Origin of the sequence: Limnochorda sp. LNt, assembly GCF_035593265.1 — a bacterium.
Classification (GTDB): Bacteria; Bacillota; Limnochordia; order Limnochordales; family Geochordaceae; genus Geochorda; species Geochorda subterranea.
This window is the reverse complement of record NZ_CP141614.1, coordinates 721,262-739,282: the sequence shown is the minus strand read 5'-3', so window position 1 is coordinate 739,282 and position 18,021 is coordinate 721,262. Positions and strand designations below refer to the sequence as shown.

The 18,021-nt window shown below is 70.2% G+C and carries 21 protein-coding genes and 2 pseudogenes; 13 read left to right on the top strand and 10 right to left on the bottom strand.

The window, feature by feature from the left end; genetic code table 11:
• Positions 1 to 152: 152 nt before the first annotated feature.
• The gene (locus VLY81_RS03470) at positions 153 to 455 is read left to right on the top strand and encodes a hypothetical protein (RefSeq protein WP_324669637.1); all 303 of its coding nucleotides are present in this window, start codon (positions 153 to 155) and stop codon (positions 453 to 455) included.
• A gap of 61 nt (positions 456 to 516) precedes the next feature.
• Here VLY81_RS03470 and VLY81_RS14870 read toward each other — a convergent pair.
• Positions 517 to 845 (bottom strand): annotated as a pseudogene (locus tag VLY81_RS14870) (IS256 family transposase); the annotation flags it as partial.
• Between VLY81_RS14870 and VLY81_RS03465 the strand changes: the two are divergent.
• From VLY81_RS03465 to VLY81_RS03455, 3 genes are all read left to right on the top strand, one after another.
• A complete protein-coding gene (locus tag VLY81_RS03465) occupies positions 789 to 1,550 on the top strand; it encodes an IS256 family transposase (RefSeq protein WP_449731081.1) in 762 nt (253 codons plus the stop codon). The pseudogene VLY81_RS14870 and the gene VLY81_RS03465 overlap by 57 nt on opposite strands.
• 115 nt (positions 1,551 to 1,665) lie before the next feature.
• The gene (locus VLY81_RS03460) at positions 1,666 to 1,842 is read left to right on the top strand and encodes a hypothetical protein (protein WP_324669635.1); all 177 of its coding nucleotides are present in this window, start codon (positions 1,666 to 1,668) and stop codon (positions 1,840 to 1,842) included.
• A 339-nt stretch (positions 1,843 to 2,181) separates the two neighbouring features.
• Complete coding sequence (locus tag VLY81_RS03455) at positions 2,182 to 2,349, top strand: hypothetical protein (protein WP_324669634.1); 168 nt, start codon at positions 2,182 to 2,184, stop codon at positions 2,347 to 2,349.
• A 77-nt stretch (positions 2,350 to 2,426) separates the two neighbouring features.
• Here VLY81_RS03455 and VLY81_RS03450 read toward each other — a convergent pair whose 3' ends face one another.
• Entirely contained in the window at positions 2,427 to 2,744 is a 318-nt protein-coding gene (locus VLY81_RS03450) for a hypothetical protein (RefSeq protein WP_324669632.1), read from the bottom strand.
• Between the two features lie 283 nt (positions 2,745 to 3,027).
• Between VLY81_RS03450 and VLY81_RS03445 the strand changes: the two genes are divergently transcribed.
• The 4 genes and pseudogenes from VLY81_RS03445 to VLY81_RS14520 form a co-directional block, all read left to right on the top strand.
• Positions 3,028 to 3,267, top strand: coding sequence for a hypothetical protein (locus VLY81_RS03445; protein WP_324669631.1), 240 nt, complete (start codon positions 3,028 to 3,030; stop codon positions 3,265 to 3,267).
• Positions 3,222 to 3,401, top strand: coding sequence for a hypothetical protein (locus VLY81_RS03440; protein WP_324669630.1), 180 nt, complete (start codon positions 3,222 to 3,224; stop codon positions 3,399 to 3,401). Before VLY81_RS03445 ends, VLY81_RS03440 begins: the two co-directional genes overlap by 46 nt.
• 122 nt (positions 3,402 to 3,523) lie before the next feature.
• Positions 3,524 to 3,784 (top strand): hypothetical protein, encoded by a 261-nt coding sequence (locus tag VLY81_RS03435; RefSeq protein ID WP_324669629.1) that lies wholly within the window; start codon positions 3,524 to 3,526, stop codon positions 3,782 to 3,784.
• Positions 3,726 to 3,899: pseudogene (locus VLY81_RS14520) on the top strand (transposase); the annotation flags it as partial. The gene VLY81_RS03435 and the pseudogene VLY81_RS14520, both read left to right, overlap by 59 nt.
• 134 nt (positions 3,900 to 4,033) lie before the next feature.
• On the opposite strand, the gene VLY81_RS03430 reads toward VLY81_RS14520, so the two are convergent.
• The 4 genes from VLY81_RS03430 to VLY81_RS03415 are packed head-to-tail and all read right to left on the bottom strand — an operon-like array spanning position 4,034 to position 8,834.
• On the bottom strand, positions 4,034 to 4,582 hold the full coding sequence (locus VLY81_RS03430; RefSeq protein WP_324669628.1) for a hypothetical protein: 549 nt from the start codon (positions 4,580 to 4,582) through the stop codon (positions 4,034 to 4,036).
• Between the two features lie 18 nt (positions 4,583 to 4,600).
• Entirely contained in the window at positions 4,601 to 6,010 is a 1,410-nt protein-coding gene (locus VLY81_RS03425; RefSeq protein ID WP_324669627.1) for an L-fucose/L-arabinose isomerase family protein, read from the bottom strand.
• A gap of 39 nt (positions 6,011 to 6,049) precedes the next feature.
• Entirely contained in the window at positions 6,050 to 7,750 is a 1,701-nt protein-coding gene (locus VLY81_RS03420; protein WP_324669626.1) for a ribulokinase, read from the bottom strand.
• A gap of 58 nt (positions 7,751 to 7,808) precedes the next feature.
• Positions 7,809 to 8,834, bottom strand: a complete 1,026-nt coding sequence (locus VLY81_RS03415) for a LacI family DNA-binding transcriptional regulator (protein ID WP_324669625.1) — start codon at positions 8,832 to 8,834, stop codon at positions 7,809 to 7,811.
• A 214-nt stretch (positions 8,835 to 9,048) separates the two neighbouring features.
• On the opposite strand from VLY81_RS03415, the gene VLY81_RS03410 reads away from it, so the two are divergent.
• The 5 genes from VLY81_RS03410 to tenA all read left to right on the top strand — a co-directional run bounded on the left by VLY81_RS03410 (position 9,049) and on the right by tenA (position 13,115).
• On the top strand, positions 9,049 to 9,693 hold the full coding sequence (locus VLY81_RS03410) for an L-ribulose-5-phosphate 4-epimerase (RefSeq protein ID WP_324669624.1): 645 nt from the start codon (positions 9,049 to 9,051) through the stop codon (positions 9,691 to 9,693).
• A gap of 32 nt (positions 9,694 to 9,725) precedes the next feature.
• Entirely contained in the window at positions 9,726 to 11,237 is a 1,512-nt protein-coding gene (arfA, locus tag VLY81_RS03405) for an arabinosylfuranosidase ArfA (protein ID WP_324669623.1), read from the top strand.
• A gap of 38 nt (positions 11,238 to 11,275) precedes the next feature.
• Positions 11,276 to 11,470: a hypothetical protein gene (locus VLY81_RS03400; protein ID WP_324669622.1), complete on the top strand. Its 195-nt coding sequence runs from the start codon at positions 11,276 to 11,278 to the stop codon at positions 11,468 to 11,470.
• A 305-nt stretch (positions 11,471 to 11,775) separates the two neighbouring features.
• Positions 11,776 to 12,429: an energy coupling factor transporter S component ThiW gene (thiW, locus tag VLY81_RS03395; protein ID WP_324669621.1), complete on the top strand. Its 654-nt coding sequence runs from the start codon at positions 11,776 to 11,778 to the stop codon at positions 12,427 to 12,429.
• Entirely contained in the window at positions 12,426 to 13,115 is a 690-nt protein-coding gene (gene tenA / locus VLY81_RS03390) for a thiaminase II (protein WP_324669620.1), read from the top strand. Before thiW ends, tenA begins: the two co-directional genes overlap by 4 nt.
• Positions 13,116 to 13,129: 14 nt before the next feature.
• Here the strand turns inward: tenA and VLY81_RS03385 are convergent, their stop codons facing one another.
• From VLY81_RS03385 to VLY81_RS03370, 4 genes are read right to left on the bottom strand one after another with little or no spacing between them, the layout of a single operon-like run.
• Positions 13,130 to 14,374, bottom strand: a complete 1,245-nt coding sequence (locus VLY81_RS03385) for an MFS transporter (protein ID WP_324669619.1) — start codon at positions 14,372 to 14,374, stop codon at positions 13,130 to 13,132.
• The gene (locus tag VLY81_RS03380) at positions 14,371 to 16,356 is read right to left on the bottom strand and encodes a TRAP transporter permease (RefSeq protein WP_324669617.1); all 1,986 of its coding nucleotides are present in this window, start codon (positions 16,354 to 16,356) and stop codon (positions 14,371 to 14,373) included. The genes VLY81_RS03385 and VLY81_RS03380 overlap by 4 nt, the downstream gene beginning before the upstream one ends.
• 37 nt (positions 16,357 to 16,393) lie before the next feature.
• Complete coding sequence (locus VLY81_RS03375; RefSeq protein WP_324669616.1) at positions 16,394 to 16,963, bottom strand: hypothetical protein; 570 nt, start codon at positions 16,961 to 16,963, stop codon at positions 16,394 to 16,396.
• Positions 16,951 to 17,961 (bottom strand): TAXI family TRAP transporter solute-binding subunit, encoded by a 1,011-nt coding sequence (locus VLY81_RS03370; protein WP_324669615.1) that lies wholly within the window; start codon positions 17,959 to 17,961, stop codon positions 16,951 to 16,953. Before VLY81_RS03370 ends, VLY81_RS03375 begins: the two co-directional genes overlap by 13 nt.
• Between the last annotated feature and the right edge of the window lie 60 nt (positions 17,962 to 18,021).

Genomic DNA, 18,021 nt, shown 5'->3' with positions numbered 1-18,021 from the left:
GAATTGCCAGGAGGAGCTAACGGGCACTCTCCCCCCGGCAATCAGAGCTATGCGTCCCCGTATAGGAGCAACCGCCCTTAGCGCTCCGCGTGGTGACGTGAGCGGATGGCGACCGTGTCCGGGTGTCCTTACGAGCCGGGAGGGGCGCCAGGATGAAGCGAGCGGCCGTTCCGGTCGTGGTCCATGCGTTGCTCGCCGTGGCCGCCCGCGCGGCTGAGGACGAGGGGCCGAAGGTGGTCTTGCCGATCCTATCCGCAGCGCCCCCGGGGCAGGTGGAGCTGGGCGAGGGCGTGGACCTGGCCGGCACGACGGCCGTCGCGGTCGTGGCCGTCGATGCGGCGGGCCAATGGTGGCTCGTCGTGAGCTTCGGCAGGCTGGAGGCGGGCCAGTGGGCGGCCCGGGCGAACCTGTGGTTCCTCCTGCCGAGCTGGCTGCGCCCGCTACCGGGCGGGTAAAGGACGGCGGAGCATGTCCCAACGTCCATAGAATTTGAGTAGCGCTCCCTTACGTCGTTTTTCACCCCGCGACGAGCGCAGGCTCGGCGAGGGGTTGTTCAAGTCCCCGTTCCCGGCGTAGTACCTCTCGCAGCAGGGGATGAGGCGATGGCCCCGGAGCCGACGAAAGCGAGTCTCGGCGTACCAGAGCGCCATGCCCACCCACCGCTCGGCCTGCTGACCCGAGCGCCAGCGCTTCACCCGATGGCCCTTGGCCTCAAAGGCCGACAGCGCCGACTCCACCAGGTTGGTAGAGCTAAGGCTCGTACGAAGCAAGCCCGGAATGCCCAGCCGGTGCAGCGGCAATGTCTCCTCCAGCCCCTCCCGCAGGCTCTCCGCCGCCCCCGGGTGCGCAGACTGCAGGGCCGGGAGGAGCTGGTCCCGCCGACCTACCGGGCCCTGCAGGACGAGGCCACCTTGGGCGAAGCGGCGCTGGAACAGAGCCTGGCGGGGGTCGCCATGCGCCGCTACGGCGAGACCATGCCGGACTTGCTCGGCATCCCCGATGAGCTTCCTGTCACCCACGTATCGCGCAGCACCGTGAGCCGGCGCTTCCTCGCGGAGGCCGGGGCCATCCTGGCCGAGGTCCTCCATCGCCCTCTGTCCGAGCGGTACCTGGTGGTCTTCCTGGACGGGCTTGCGCTCGGCGAGCACCAGGTGGTAGCCGCCGTGGGCGTGACCGAGGCCGGGCAGAAGCGGGTGCTGGCACTGTGGGAAGGGGTCACGGAGAGCCGGGAGGTCTGCCAGGCCCTGGTGGAGGACCTGGCTGCCCGGGGGCTTTCGGCTCAGCATGGCCTTCTGGTGGTCATCGACGGCAGCAAGGCGCTGGCGGCGGCCGTGCGGGCGGTGTGGGGTGAGCGGGCGCTCATCCAGCGCTGTGTGTGCCACAAGGCCCGCAACGTGCTGGAGAAGCTTCCCCGCTCGCTGCAGGGCATGGTGAGGCGCCGGCTGGCCCGGGCCTGGGGCGAGGCCGATGCGGCCGCCGCCGCCCTCAGCCTGCAGGCCCTGGCCGACCGGCTGGACGAGACCGGATACGCCGAGGCGGCGGCCAGGTAAGCGCGAGGGGCTGGAGGAGACGCTGACTTGCCAGCGTCTCAAGCTGCCGGAGCGGCTTCGACGGAGCCTGCGCAGTACCAACGTCATCGAGTCGGTCTTCGCCCGGCACGAAGAGGTGGCCCATCGGGTCAAACGCTGGCGCTGTGGCTTTCAGGCGCTGAGGTGGGCGGCGGCCAGCCTGCTGCGGGCCGAGAAGGCCCTGCGTCCGTTGTCGGCCGCCGCGGAGCTCCCCCGGCTGGCGGCCGCGTTGGAGCAGCACGTCCGGGGTCAGGCCGCCTCGCAAGCTGCCTGAGGCGACCGGGAATCGCAGCGGACCCAGGTTTGGTGCCCGCCTCTCCCAGCGGCGGAAGGGAGGGATGGCCGCAAGCCAGGCGGTACGGAGGATCCGTCTGCGGGATTTCTACTCCGGGGCGCTACGAATTGGCTGCGCCCGGGATCGCGAAGCTCCTGGGATCCTCCGCGGAGACCACCGCGATGCGATCAACGCGACGCGGTCAACGTCCGTGCACGGCGGACACCGACGACTTTACCCCGCGTTCGCCTTGCCAAACGAACCCTTGTTCGGGAAAACGGAACGGCAGGAGCCGCCGGCCTCAAATTCCGCGACTCGCGGGACAACCTCCACACGTTCGTGAGCCGTGCCCTACAAGCGGGGGCCAACGTGCGGGCCGTCAGCGAGCTGGCGGGGCCCGGCTTCACGGTCAAGCGGTATGCCCACGCCTTCGACGAGGACAAGAAGGAGGCCGTCGAACGCCTCAGCCGCAGGCTTTTCGGCAACGGCGCGACGGCCTCACAGTAGGGGCACTAGCCGGAAGTTCAGCAAGCCCGCACGGCGATGACGCCACCTGAGTGGGATTCAAGCGTTCAGGCTTCTGGCTACGCCAGGGGAACCCCCAGCAACTGGAGGAGCCGCTGGTGCAGCGGCTCGGGCTCACCGAGCATCTGGATTTCCTGGCCGGCCACCTCGACCGTGTGGCGCTGCAGCGTCTCCAGATGCGTCATCAGCCCTTCGAAGGACTGCCGGGGGTCCTCCGCCAGCAGGGGCTCAAGCGCCCGCTCCATGTGCCAGCGCACGTACAACGCCAGCATGCACAAAAAGGCGTGGGCCCGCACCCGGTCCTCCAGCCGGTGGTAGACCGGACGCAGGTCCAGGGCGCTTTTCATCGTGCGGAAGTTTTGCTCCAGGGCCCGCAACGACTTGTGGGTATGATCCCCCTGGCCGGTAGTCCACGGCAGGGTAGCGACGGAAGTTTGCGAAGTTTCCCCGCCGTTGGGCGGGGTGGGGGGGCAAGCGCAGGGCAGGGCGGGTCCGTTTGACCTACTGGGCTTCGAGCCCGTGTCTTGTTTGGATTCGGGCCCGCCCTGCGCCAACCGCCCAACTGGGCCTGGCCGCTGCCAGGAAACCCGAATGGGTGTATGCCGTTTGGCCATCCCCACCGGACCTGCGCTTGCGACACCACGCAGCAGGGGGTCGGCAATGCGACGCTACATCGGGCTGGACGTGCATCGGGACTACTGCTATGCGCACCTGCTGGAAGCCGGCCAGGGCGAGGGAAGGCGCCTGCGCTTCCCCAACACGGCCGAAGGTTGGGCCGACTTCGTTGCACAGCTCGGCCCCGAGGATGCCGTGGCGCTCGAGGTGAGCAGCGGCGCCTTCCGGTTTACGATATCTTGGCCGACCGGGCCGGGCAAGTGGTGGTGGTGGACGCCCGGGTGATGCGCCGGCTGGGCTCGCGCAAGCGCAAGACGGACCGGGACGACGCGAAGCTCTTGGCCGAGCGGCTGGCGCTGGGGACCTCGCCCGGGTGTGGGTGCCGCCGGCGGCCATCCGGGAGCTTCGGGCGCTGGTGAATTTACGTCGCCGGCCTGGTGGAGCAGCGCAGCCGGTGGAAGAACCGAATCCGGGCCGTGCTGCTGCGCCACGGCTACCGGGCTCCCGGGGCTGTGGCGGGCCCGCCGCCACCTGAGCGGCTGTGGAGGCTTTCGCTTCCCGAGGGGAGCGGGTGTGGCTGGCGGTGGCGCTGGAGCAGTTGCGCTCCACTACCGAGCACCTGCGGGCCGTGGAGCGGGACATCGCCCAGCGGGTCCGGCACTGCCGGCCGGTACGGCAGCTGTTGTCCATCGTGGGTTTTCACATCGTCGCGGCGGCCACGTACTACGCGTACGTGGGCGACCCTGGCGCTTTGCCTCGGGCAAGCACGTCGTCAGCTGCGCGGGGCTCGCACCGCGGGTGACACGATCGGGCACGGTGAATCGGCGGGCGGCATCAGCAAGGAAGGCCCGGCCGTGTTGCGCTGGGCGCTGGTGGAGGCCGCCGCCATGGCTGCTCGCCATGGGCCACCGGCGTTGCGGACGTTTTACCTGCGCCTGCGGGCCACCAAGGGGCACCAAGTGGCCGTGGTGGCCGTGGCGGCTAAGCTGGCTCGGATTGCCTGGACGCTGTGGCGCACGGGTCAGCTGTTTGCCGGCATCCGCCCCGAGCGCTACGCGGCCAAGCTGTCGGTGCTCGACCAGAACGCGGTGCCGTATCCTACCGCGCAGGTGATGGCCTGGCTCGCGGATCGAGTCGGACGCATCCTGGACCGCCCCGCGTCGTCCGGAGGAAACGCCAGCCGAGCCACGCGCGGGGCTCTCGCAGCCTCAGCGTGAACTTGAAGACTTACTTTGAGGAAAGGTCTTGACGGGGGATCATGGGTGTAGGTCGCCTGCACCTTCGGGGCGTCCATCCGGTCGGCCGGCACGTTGGTGCGCAGCACGTAAAACCCGTCCAGCTCCGCCTCCCGGGCGATGGAGGCCTTCTTGCGCCGGAAGGCGAAGTGGCCGTCGCGGATCTCGAGCTGGAAGTGCTTGCCCACCTTCCAGCGCCTCAGCACCTTGCCCACGGCCACCCCGATCTCGTCGGCCGTCAGGGGCTTGCGGCGGCGACGGCGCACCCGGGCTTCGATTTTGGCCAGCTCCCGCTCCGTGGCCAAAAGCAGCGCCTCGCGCTTTTGCCTGCGCTCCTCGGCCACCAGCGGATTGTAGCAGACCACCAGCCGTGGAACCCCCAGCTAGGTGACGTGCCGGTACACGTCCCACCCAAGGTACTTGCCCAGCGCCTCCTCCACCGCTCGAGCCGTCTGGTCCATGTTGATGCTGACGTGATGCTCGAAGCCGTTCTCGCAGATGTGCCGGAGCAGCTTCTGGAAGTTGGGCACCTTGACCACGCCGTAACCACCGAAGGTGGAGAGGGGATCTCGCGTCAGCTCGCCCTCCCCCACGTACGCCCGTACGATGCCCAGATGGTCATCCGTGGAGATCCGCAGGTACGTGAAGGGGCCGGGCTTGATGCGTCCGTAGATGGTGCCGTACGTGTTATCCGCCCCCACGGTGCCCGCGATGATCTCCTGGTACTGCATGGAGGTCTCCTCGAAGATCTCCTTGGGCAGATTGCTGCAGTGGAAGATGACGGCCCGGTCCGGGTCGTCGCCGTAGTTGTTGTTCCAGTCCACGATGGCGCTGGGGCGGCCCGAGGCCAGCTGCAGCACGTACATGGCCAGCGCCCCCGTCACGTCGGTCTCGCAGGCGCTGGGCAGCAGGGCGCTGGACATCATGCTCATCAGCGTGCAGGGCACCACGCCGAAGAACTCCTCCAGCGCGGTCCAGCACTGGATCGCGGTTCCGACCAGCTGGTGCTCCTGCACCAACCGATCCACCACGACCCCGAAGCGCGCCATCTTCTCGAGCGAGGCGGGCGGTACGCCCCTGGTGGGCACGTACGCCTGGATCGCCTCGAGCTTGCGCCTGACGTCCGGGTCGTCGGCCCCGAGCCGTCCGACCCGCCCCAGCACGTCCGACAGGTCCACCGTCACCACGCTGATGCCGTAGCGCTCCAGGAGTTTCTCGCTGTAGCGCACCGTGTTGAAGGCGGCCGGCCGCGCCCCGATGGCGCCGAATCGGGCCCCCTTCAACCCCTTGACGATGCGCGCCACCGACGCGAACCATCGCAGGTCCTCTCGGAACGAGGGGTGATCCGGCGGCGACGTGTGCAGGCGCGGCAGCGAGTAGCGGATGCCGTACTGCCGGAGGTTGTTGCAGACCGACATCTTGCCGCAGAAGGCGTCCCGGCGAAACTGGATGCCCATCTTGCCGACCTCGTCGGCGAAGGCGTGCACCAGCACCGGCACGTCGAGACCGGCCGTCCGCAGGGCGTCGGCGACGGCGCGCTCGTCGCCGAAGTTGGGCAGGGTGACCAGGATGCCGTCGATCTCGTCGGCGTGTTCCCGCAAGAAGCGGCCGTATCGGGTCGCCTCCTCGAAGCTCTCCACTGCGCCGTAGCGGGTCTCGCTGGCGGGAAGGATCACGGGCTCGATCCCCTCCTCGCGCAGCACCCGGAGGATCTCCTCCCGCCCCGTCTCGCACAGGTGCCCCGGGAAGAAGCCCCGATTGCCGACGATGACCCCGAGCTTCGCTCTTGCCATGACGCTCGATGCTCGCTCCTCTCCGGTTCGCGACAGGGCTCAACAGGTGGCGGCGCTGCCCCGATACCGCGCCCGCAGCGCCTTGAGCCGCTTCATCACGTCGTTCGGTCCCCGCCCGAAGTAGTCATGGAGCAGCCGGTACTCCCGGTAGAGCTCCGTGTAGACCGTGTGGGAGGCGCCGTCGGGTCGGTAAACCTGATCCCTGACCCCTGCCATGCGGTCAGCCGCCTCGACGATGTCGTCGTATCCCCCCCTCTCCCGACCGGCCGCCACGGCGGCGAACATGGCCGAACCCAGTGCCGGCGTGTTGGCCGAGCGGGCGATGCGAAACTCCCGTCCGGTGACGTCGGCGTAGATCTGCATGAGCAGGCGGTTGCGGTCGGGCAACCCACCGCAGGCGTAGACCTCCTCGATGCGGACCCCCTTCTCCTCGAAGGCGTCCATGATGACCCGGGTGCCGAAGGCCGTCGCCTCGATGAGCGCCCGGTAGATCTCCTCCGGCCGGGTGGCCAGCGTCATGCCCAGCATCATCCCGGTCAGATCGACGTCCACGAGCACGGAGCGGTTGCCGTTCCACCAGTCCAGGGCCAACAGCCCGCTCTCGCCGGGGCGCAGCGACGACGCCTTGGCCTCGAGCAGCTCGTGAAGCCCCATGCCTCGGCGGCGAGCCTCGTCGTGGTAAGCCGGCGGCACCCCGTGCTCGACGTACCAGGCGAAGATGTCGCCCACCGCGGACTGCCCCGCCTCGTAGCCGAAGAAGCCCGGCAGGATGCCGTCCTCCACCACGCCGCACATGCCCTCCACCAGCCGCTCCTCGGTACCGAGCACCATGTGACAGATGGAGGTCCCCATGACCATGACCATCTTGTTGGGCGTGACGACCGTGGTGGCCGGCACGGCCACGTGGGCGTCGACGTTGCCGACGGCGACCGCCGTGCCGGGCACGAGCCCCACGCGCTCGGCCAGCTCGGGGCGCAGGCCTCCTGCCAGCGATCCCTGCGGCAAGATGCGGCGAGACATCTTGCGGTCCACCACGTCGGTCAGGCGCGGGTCCAGCGCCGCGAAGAAGTCGCGGGACGGGAACCCCTCCCGCTTGCTCCAGATGGCCTTGTAACCGGCGGTCGTCGAGTTGCGGGTCTCGTTGCCCGTCAGGTACCAGACGATCCAGTCCGCCGCCTCGATGAGGCGGTCGGCGGCCGCGTAGACCTCGGGCGCCTCCTCGAGGATCTGCCACACCTTGGGGAAGAACCACTCCGACGAGATCTTGCCGCCGTAGCGGGCGAGGAACCGCTCGCCGCGCTCTCGGGCGATGGCGTTGAGGCGGTTGGCGTGGTCCTGGGCAGCATGGTGCTTCCACAGCTTGACCCAGGCATGGGGATTGGCGGCGAACTCGGGCAGGAAGCAAAGCGGTGTCCCATCCGCCCTGACCGGCAGCATCGTGCACGAGGTGAAGTCGATGCCGATGCCGATCACCTGCTCCGGCCTTATCCCGGCCGAGCGCACCAGTTCAGGGATGGTGGTCTCGACCGTGCGAACGTAGTCGGCCGGATCCTGGAGCGCGAAGTCCGGAGGAAGCCGCTGGCCGGTGCCGGGCAGGACCTCGTCGATGACGCCGTTGCGATACTCGTAGACCGACGTGGCGACCTCCTCGCCCGTCCCGACGTCGACCAGTACCGCCCGTCCTGACAGGGTGCCGAAGTCGATCCCGATGGTATAGCGACCACGGGCGTCAGCTGACATCGATTGCTCATCCCTCCACCCGGCCGCTGCCCGGCCGTCCCGTGCTGGCTAGCGTCGCCTACGCGGATTCGCGGATGACCACCTGGGGGGTCAGGACCACCATGCCGACCCGCTCGCTCCGGCTGCTGGAGCCCTCGATCATCCCCATCAGCATCCTGACGGCGACCTGGCCGAGCCGGGTCTTGGCGACGTGCACCGTCGAGAGGGCCGGCTCGACGATGGCCGCCAGGTCGATGTCGTCGTAGCCCATCACCGCCACGTCTCGCGGGATGGACAGGCCGGCCTGGCGCAACGCTTTGATGGCGCCGAAGCTGACGTAGTCGCTGAAGCAGAAGACCGCGCCGAACTCCAGCCCGCCCGCCAGCGCCTGCTGGATGGCCGCGTAACCGCCCGTGGAGCGGGCGTCGGTGGTCAGCACCATCTCGGGACGGAAGGCGATGCCGGCCTCCTCCAGGGCGTCCCGGTACCCGCTGAGGCGCAGCCGGGCGCTGGAGTTGTAAGGGGGGCCGTTGAGGTAGAGGATGTCGCGGTGCCCCCGTTGCACGAGGTGGCGCACGGCGAGGCGCGCCCCCTCCCGGTCGTCGTTGACCACCGCCGGGACGTCCAGCCCCTCGAAGAAGCGGGCCAGCAGGACGAAGGGCACGTGCCGCTGCATCAGGTAGCGGACGGTCTCGTCGGAGCGCTGGGCGGGCGCCATGAGGATCCCGTCGACCTGCCGCTCGACCAGGGTCCGCACCGCCCGGGCCTCCCGATCCTGGTCCTCCTCGGTGTTGGCCAGGATGATGCTGTAGCCCTCCTGGTACGCCGTCCGCTCGATGCCCTCCACCACCTCGGCGAAGAAGGGGTTGGCCACGTCGGCGATGACGACGCCGATGGTGGCCGTCCGTTGCTGGCGCAGCCCCCTCGCCAGCTGGTTGGGCCGGTAGTCCAGGCGACTCGCGACTGCTTGCACCAAGGCTCGCGTCGCCTCGCTCACGTCAGGCTTGCCGTTGAGGGCCCGGGAGACCGTGTTGATGGAGACGCCGGCCGCTTTTGCGATGTCTCGCAGGGTGACGGGACGCGTACCGCTGCTGGTGCGTGGCACGGGACCCCCTCCTGATCATTAACGTTACCACACCGCCCCGTGGATTCCTTCCTGGATGCGGGACAACTTCTTCGACGCTGAGGCAACGTCGCCGTCATGAAGTATCCGGCTGGAGCTATCAGCACAAGGAGTCCAGCGATACGCCGTCGAAGCCCTCGGTAACGTTGCGATACATCGCGGCCCACTGTTTCGAGCCGTGGCGGGGAGGAGATCCATGCTGCAAGGGCTTCGCCAGGTCGTGTGGGAGGTCAACCTGGAGCTGCCGCGCCAGCGCCTGGTGACCATGACCAGCGGCAACGCCTCCGGGCGCGACCTGGAGACAGGTCTGGTGGTCATCAAGCCGAGCGGGGTGCGCTACGAGCAGATGCGCCCCGAGGACCTGGTGGTCGTCGACCTCGACGGGCGTGTCGTCGAGGGGCGCTGGCGGCCATCGGTCGACACGGCCACCCACCTCTACATCTACCGCCATCGCCCCGACGTCGGGGGGATCGTCCACACGCACTCGCCCTACGCCACCAGCTTCGCCGCGCTGGGCGAGCCCATCCCGGTGGTGCTGACGGCCATCGCCGACGAGTTCGGGGGCCCCGTCCCCTGCGCACCCTACGCGCCCGTCGGAGGCGAGGCCATCGGGCAGGCGGTGGTCGAGCACATCGGCTCGTCACCGGCCGTGCTGCTCAAGCAGCACGGCGTCTTCACCGTCGGCCCCGACCCCTGGGCCGCCCTCAAGGCGGCCGTCATGGTGGAGGACGTGGCCAAGACCGTGCACCTGGCCATGTTGCGTGGCAAGCCCCAACCGCTGCCTCCCGAGGAGGTGGCACGGGCGCACGAGGCCTACCGGACCCGGTACGGGCAGCGATAGCGAGGATCCGGGAAGGGGGACGCACCGACGACATGAAGCGCGCGCGGATGGTCGTCGACCCCGACTTCGCCATCGGGGCCATCGACGACCGACTGTACGGGTCGTTCGTCGAGCACCTGGGACGGGCCATCTACGGCGGCATCTACGAGCCAGGCCACCCCCAAGCGGACGAGATGGGCTTCCGGCGAGACGTGCTGGAGCTGGTCCGCCGGTTGGGCGTCACCATCGTCCGCTATCCCGGCGGCAACTTCGTCTCGGGGTACCACTGGGAGGACGGCATCGGGCCCCGGGCGTCGAGGCCCCGTCGCCTCGAGCTGGCCTGGCGCAGCATCGAGCCCAACGAAGTGGGGGTCGACGAGTTCGCCGCCTGGGCCCGCAAGGCAGGCACCCGGGTGATGATGGCCGTCAATCTGGGCACCCGGGGCATCGACGCGGCCCGCCACCTGGTCGAGTACTGCAACCACCCGGGCGGCAGCCACTGGAGCGACCTGCGCCGGTCCCACGGGCATCCGGAGCCTCACGGCATCAAGGTGTGGTGCCTGGGCAACGAGATGGACGGCCCGTGGCAGATCGGCCACAAGACGGCGGAGGAGTATGGACGCCTGGCCGCCGAGACGGCCAAGGCCATGAAGATGGTCGACCCCTCCCTGGAGCTGGTGGCGTGCGGGAGCTCCCACAGCCGGATGCCGACGTTTCCGGACTGGGAGGCCACCGTGCTCGAGCACACCTACGACTACGTCGACTACATCTCCCTGCACACCTACTACGGCAACCAGGAGGACGACACCGCCAACTTCCTGGCCAAGTCGATGGACATGGACGCCTTCATCGACACGGTGGTGGCGACCTGCGACCACGTCAAGGCCAAGCGGCGCAGCAAGAAGACCATCTACCTCTCCTTCGACGAGTGGAACGTCTGGTACCACTCCCACGAGGCCGACCGCCAGGTGGCGCCCTGGCAGGTGGCGCCGCCTCTGCTGGAGGACGTCTACACCTTCGAGGATGCGCTGCTGGTCGGGCTGATGCTCATTACGCTGATGCGCCACGCCGACCGGGTCAAGATCGCCTGCCTGGCGCAGCTGGTCAACGTCATCGCCCCCATCATGACCCGCACCGGCGGGCCAGCCTGGGCCCAGACCATCTACTACCCCTTCCTGCACGCCTCGCGTTACGGTCGAGGGGTTTCGCTGCGCCCGGTCATCGACAGCCCTCGCTACGACACCCGGGACTTCACCGACGTGCCGGTGGTGGACGGGGCCGCCGTCTTCGACCCCGACAAGGGCACGCTGACCCTTTTCGTGGTCAACCGCGACCTGCACGAGCGGGTGCGGCTCGAGTGCAGCGCGAGGGCCTTCGAGGGCTACCGGGTCCTCGAGCACCTGGTGCTGGAGCATCGGGACCTCAAGGCGACCAACACGGAGCACCACCCGGACCACGTCGTGCCCCACAGCGGCGGGGACGCCACGGTAGATGCGGGCGTCATCTCGGCGACCCTGCCGGCGCCGTCGTGGCACGTCATCCGGCTGGGCCGCGTCGCGTCGTGAGGCGGAGGGCGGTGATCTCTTTGCGGCGAGCTTGGCCAGTGCGCTGGGACCGTGTCCGGGTCGCGGACCCGGTCTTCGCGCCCCGCCGCCAGGAGCTGCGCGAGCGGGGCATCGGGTACCAGTGGGACGTGCTCAACGACCGGGTCGCCGGGGTGCCCAGCCGGGGGAGATGCTGGTCTGGGTGGGTGAGGCCTGAGCGACCTTGCCTGGCGAGGAGGGCTGTGGTAGGTTAGGGTCGACAGATTGACCGAGCCAGGTGGCCACGAGGGGTGCCCCCGGGGCGCCGACGCCTCGCCGTAGGTGCAGGCGGTGACGGGACCGGCGGGCTGAGAGGGGCGGATGCCCCAACCCTTCGAACCTGCCCTGGGTCATGCCAGCGAAGGGACCGTGGCCTGGAGTCGAGCGAGTCCGCGAGGCGCTGCCCGCTCCGGGCAGCGCCTCTTGCTTCGAGGGGCGCTGCGATCCCGGTCCGTTGCCCCGGCCGGATGGCCCTCGGGAATGGGGTCGGCCCCTGGCGCCAGCGGAAGGGGGACCGACCGTGACGTCCTGGGGGTTCGTCGCAGGAGCCCTGGGCGTGCTGGCCGCCGTCGCCTGGATCGTCCACGCCCGGTGGCACCCGGTGCGCCTGGGGTCGAGGGAGCTGGCCGTGGCCGGCACGCTGGCCGCCGTCGCCACGCTGGCCTCCCACCTGGTGTGGGTTCCCGTCGGGGTGGCCAAGGCCTTCCCGGTGCAGCACGCGATCAACGTGCTGGCCGGGGTGTTGCTGGGCCCCGTGCCGGCCGCCATGATCGCCTTCGTCGCGGCGCTGCTGCGCAATCTCCTCGGCACCGGCACGCTCCTGGCCTTCCCGGGCGGGATGATCGGCGCCTTCCTGTCGGGGGCTCTCTACCGGCTGAGCGGGCGCACCGGCTGGGCCGTGGTGGGCGAGGTGACGGGCACGGGCATCCTGGGAGGCCTGGCGTCGTGGCCCGTCGTCGTCTGGGTGATGGGGCATCCCTCGGCCCCGCTCTTCTACGTGGGCCCGTTCCTGCTCTCCAGCGGCGCCGGGGCCCTCATCGGCTACGCCCTGCTCGCCGCGCTGGCGCGCACCGGCGCCATGGCGGACCTTCAGCGCCCGCGTGGGGTAAAGAGCCGGCCGCCGGCCCCAAAGGGCGCTCACGCAGACGCGTCATCCAAGGAGGTGGGGTCATGAGCGACACCCCGTCGCCGCTCTCGAGGAGCTTCACCGAGGAGCTGTGGGGCGGGATCGCCTCCATCTTCGAGGCCATCCTGGCCCACCCGTTCATCCGCGGGCTGACCGACGGGACCCTTCCCGAGGAGGCGTTCCGCTTCTACGTGATCCAGGATGCCCTCTACCTGCGCGACTACGCCCGGGCGCTGGCGCTGGCGGCGGCCAAGGCCCCCCAGGAGCAGGCCATCGCCATGTTCTGCCACCACGCCGCCGGGGCCATCGAGGTCGAGCGGCAGTTGCACGAGAGCTTCTTCCGCGACTTCGGCCTGACGGAGCAACAGGTGCGCGCGACGCCCGTCGCGCCCACCAATCTGGCCTACACCAGCTACCTGCTTCGGGTCGCCTACGCCGAGCCCTTCCACGAACTGGTGGGCGCGGTGCTGCCCTGCTACTGGATCTACCAGGAGGTGGGCACCCGCCTGGCCACCCGGGGCTCGCCCAATCCCCTCTACCGGCGGTGGATCGAGACCTACGGGGGCGAGGAGTTCGGCCGCGTCGTGCGGGAGGTGCTCCAGCTCACGGACCGCATCGCCGAGGCGCTGACACCCGCCCAGAGGGCCGCGGCCGCCCGTCACTTCGTCACCACCAGCCGCTACGAGTGGATGTTTTGGGAGATGGGCTGGCGGATGGAGCGCTGGCCGGTCTGAGTCGGGTCCAGCCATCAGCGGGGGGCGCCCGCCTCGCGGGTCGAGGAGGCGCCCTCCCGCAGGGCCGCTCCTCGCTCGGAGGGCAGGCCCACCGTCAGGGCCAGCCCCACGAGCGGTAGCCAGGCCATCGCCTGCATGGCCACGGGCAATCCCCTGGCGTCGGCCAGCCACCCCAGCAGCGCGACGCCCATGCCCCCCGTGCCGACCGAGGCCCCGAGGACGATGCCCGAGGCGGTCCCCACCCGGCTCGGGAGCAGCTCCTGGGCCAGCACCACCGAAACCGAGAAGGTGCTGACCAAGGCGAAGCCGGCCGCGGCCAGCACCACCGGCAGGGCCCCGGCCTCGACGCGGCCGATGAGCCAGACCAGCGGCACCGACAGGGCCATCGAACCAGCCATCACCGGCTTTCGGCCCACCAGGTCCGCCAGGGGCCCGCCCACCAGCGTGCCAGCCGCACCTGCCAGCAAGAAGACCGCCAGCAGGCTCTGGGCCTGCGCGGTGGGCAGCCCCCGCTCGGTCAACAGCAGCGGCACGAACGACTGCACGCCCGCGTGCACCCACGAGCGCACCACGACGACGCTGCTCAGCAGCCACAGGGCGCCCCACCGGTCCGCGCCGGGACCGGCACCGCTCGCCCGGCGACCCCGCCCCGTTCCCGTCGATGGAGAGGCCGCGCTCCCCGTGCCATGCGTGCCCCGGGCCAGCAGCCTGGGGCCCTGCACTCGCAGCAGCCATGCGGCCGCCAGCCCGATGGCGGCCAGCCCCGACGCGAGGGCCGTCTCGCCACGTGCGAGCAGGGCCGCGACCACCAGTGGCCCCAGCCCGATGCCCAGGTTGCCTCCGACCGAAAACCACGACATCGCCGTGGCCCGAAGGGCGCCGCTGTTTTCGTGGGCACGCCGCGACGCCTCAGGGTGGTACAGGGCCACACCCAATCCCCCCACCATGACCCCCGCCAGCACCAGCCGGTAGCTCGGAGCCAGTACGGCGACCGCCATGCCGAGACCGGCCAGCGCCGCGGCCGCAGGCAGCCAGGAGCGCTGGCGCGCCCGGTCGTCCAGCAGCCCAAACAGCGGCTGCACCACCGACGAGCAGACCTGCAGTGCGAGCATGATGGCCCCCGTCGCCGCGTACGGCAGTGCGAAGGCCTGCTTCCACAGCGGTAGCAGGGCGGGCACCGCCCCCTGGTAGAGGTCCGCCACCAGGTGCCCGAGCGACAGGAGCAGGATGGGGCGAGGATCGAGCCGCTTCGTCGTCAACCCGGCTTACCCTCCGCGGTGTACCGAGGGGCACCGCGGCCCGCCAGGGCCATCCGCCAGCGCTGGACGCCCAGCGCCGCGAGCCCCAGCGCCAGCCCGGCCGCATCGGCCCAGGGGGCCGGGTAGGTCAGCAGCAGCCCCGCCGCCACCAGAGCCGCCCGCTCGTACCAGGCCGTGTCGGACAGGGCCCGGCCGCCCGCGCCGGCCGCCAGCGCCCCGACGCCCAGCACCGCCGTCAGGAGGGCCAGCCCCACCTCGATGGGCGGCCCCTCCAGCAAGAGGGCCATCCCCCGCGGGTCGAGGGCAAACATGAAGGGTACCAGGAACGCCGGGAGCGCGTAGCGCCATGTCTTCCACATCGTCTTGAAAGGATTGCCGCCGGTGATGGCCGAGACGGCGAAGCACGACAGCGCGGTGGGCGGCGACACCTCCGACAGGATGGAATAGTAGAAGATGAACATGTGGGCCGCCGGCTCCGGCACGCCGGCCTGCACCAGCGCCGGCGCCACGGTCACGGCGCCGACGATGTACGAGGCGGTGATGGGCAGGGCCAGCCCCAGTACCAGCAGGATGAGGGCCGCCAGCACCAGGGTCAGGATCAGGTTGCCGCCCGCCAGGCCCACGATGATGCCGGCGAACTTGAGGCCCAGCCCCGTCAGGTTGACCACGCCGACCAGGATGCCCGCGACCGCCGTGGTGGCCACCACCGTCAGCACCGACCGGGCCCCCTCCTGCAGCGCCCGGTACAGACGGGCCGGCGTCAGCCAGCTCTCCCGCGACAGGAAGCTGAGCAAGAAGGCCACGACGATGGACCAGATGACCGCGTAGGTGGCGGTGAAGCCCATCATCAAGAAGATGACGATGACCACCAGCGAGGAGAGGTGGTAGCCCTGCCGCCACAGGAGCTCCCGCAGCGGCCTCGCCGCCGTCTGCACCGACTGCACGCCGAGCCTGCGGGCGTCGATCTCGATCATCACCATGATGGATAGGTAGTAAAGCAGCGTGGGGATGACGGCGAACTTGAGCACCTCGAGGTAGCTGATCTGGAGGATCTCGGCGATGAGGAAGGAGGCCGCTCCCAGGATAGGCGGTGATATGACGGCTCCGATGCCGCCGGCCGCCAGCACCGCCCCTGCGGTCTCGGGGGTGTAGCCGGCACGGCGGAGCAAGGGCCACGCCACGGCTCCCACCGTCACGGCGGTGGCGACCCCGCTGCCCGAGGGCCCTCCCAGCAGGAACGAGGCCAGCACCACGCTGCGCGCTGCGCCGGAGCGTCGCCCCCCGGCCGCCGAGCGGGCCAGATCCACGAAGAACCGCCCGGCGCCTGATGCGTCCAACACCGCCCCGTACAGCGTGAATAGCACGATGAAGGTGGCCGAGACCCCCAGGGGCACGCCGAAGAGGCCCTCCAGCGAGAGATAGAGCTGCCCCATCAGCCGGTTGACGCTGTACCCCCGGTGTTGCCACAGCCCTGGCAGGTGCGGCCCCAGGAAGGCGTAGGCGATGGCGGCGATGCCCACGAGCGGCAGGGCCAGCCCGCTGGTGCGACGAGAGGCCTCCAGCACCAGCAGGACCGCCATGGCTCCCCAGGCCAGGTCCGTGGAAGTGGGACGCACGATCCGGTAGGCGACCTCGCGATAGTGGAGCACGATATACGCCATGCTGGCCGCGGCGACCAGGGCCAGCAGCACGTCGTGCCACGGGATCCGATGGCGGGACCCCCGGGAGGTCGCCGGGTAGAGCAAGAAGATGAGCATGAGGCCGAAGCCCAGGTGGATGGCACGCATCTGGTGGGCGGGCAGGTAGGCCAGCGCCGCCCAGAGGTGGTAGGCCGACATGGCCGCCGCCAGCAAGCCGACCGCCTGGCCGACGATGCCCGCGAGGCGGCGGGTCGCCCCCTCGTATCGCTCCAGGATGGCCTCGTGATCGACGGGGCCTGCCTCCTGCATCGGGGCCGGCTGCTCTCGCCCCGTTGACTGCATCGCCCTTCCCTCCTCGGCGAGTGGACGCCCCGGCGGCTCACGCGACCTGGGTCACCCATCTCATATCGGGCGGACAGCGGCTCCACGGCAGCCGCTCGGCGCGCCGCAATGCCCCCACCCACCGGGCGAGAGGCCCCCGGAGCCGGCCGATGGTAACGCTCCGGCCGAGGCGGCCAAGCGCGAGGCAACGCGCCCCCACCACCAGCGTGCGGTCCCCGACGGCCGTCGCCCGTACGACGAGGGTCGCCGTCTCGACGGGCGAGTCGACGTCGAGCCGGTATCGCTCCTCCACCCGGGTCATGCGAGCTCGGGGGATGTGGTAGTAGGACGCGATGTCGGGGGTCGGGCCCTCGACCGCCACGAGTCGCCACCCCTCTCGGGTGGCCTCCAGTCGCTCGGCCACCACCACGCCCCAGATGGAATGCCGGTAAGCCAGGGCTACCGTGGCCCCATCGTGGACGACGACGGCGGCCAGAGGACGCCCGGGCTGCGGACGTCCCTCCCACACGACCATCACCGGCACGGGAGCGACTGCCGCACGGGCGACGGCCGCCCACAGGAGCCCTCCCATCGCGAGGCTCAGGCCTGCCGGGATCAGCGTCCCCACGTCCCCTGTTGCTGGAAGTAGCGAATGGCCCCCGGATGGTAAGGCGCGATCTGGGAGGTGGGGCCGTCCTGCACCGTGATCTCGGCCGCGGACGGGTGGATGGCCACCAGCTCGTCCTTGTACTCGAAGATGGCCTTGACGATCTCGTAGGTCAGCTGCTCGTCCATGTCCGCGTGCACCAGGAGGACGTTGGGGACCCCCACGGTCGTCGTTGCCTCTCGGACATCGCCGTTGTAGGCACCCGCAGGGAAGGTGGCGACGGCGTAGAAGGGACCGTACTCCTCGACCAGCTTGGGCACGATCTCGCCCATGGGCACGACGTAGACGTCGAAGCCCGGGGTGCTGGCCAGGTCCATCACCGCCCCGGTCGGATACCCCCCCGACCAGAAGAAGGCGTCGATGCGCCCATCCCGCAGGGCGTCCGCTGACTCGGCCACCCCGAGGAAGTCACGCCGCACGTCCCGGTCGGGATCGAGGCCATAGGCACGCAGGATGCGCAGGGCGGTCACCTCGGTGCCGCTGCCCGGGGCGCCCGTGCTGACCCGCTTGCCGCGCAGGTCCGGCACCGACTGGATGCCCGAGCCGGCCCTGGCCACGAGGTGGTTGTAGTTTTGGTAGATCATGGTGAGGACCCGGATGGGCACCGGCCCCGTCTGCTCGAAGGGCCCCATCCCCTGCGCCGCCAGGTAGGCGGTATCGGAGAGGCTGAAGGCGATCTCCGCCTCCTTGTCGGCCACCAGCAGGATGTTGTCGACCGAGGCGGACGTCACCTCGGCGACGGCGTTGACGCCCGGCAGGCGCCGGGAGAGCAGGCTGGCGAGCCCCCCGCCGAGCACGTAGTAGACACCGCCCGTGCCGCCGGTCACGATGCTCAACTGGACGGTCCGGCCCGACGCACCGGCCCACGCCCCCGCCGCCAGCCAACCCATCAGGACCCCGGTCAGCGCGACGGCGCTCACCCATCGTCCGCACCATCGGTCGGCCCTGCGTCGCTGCATCCGGTTCCCTCCCGTCGCCGCACGGCCCGGCCGGGCGGTTCGACGCCCGACGCTCTGCCA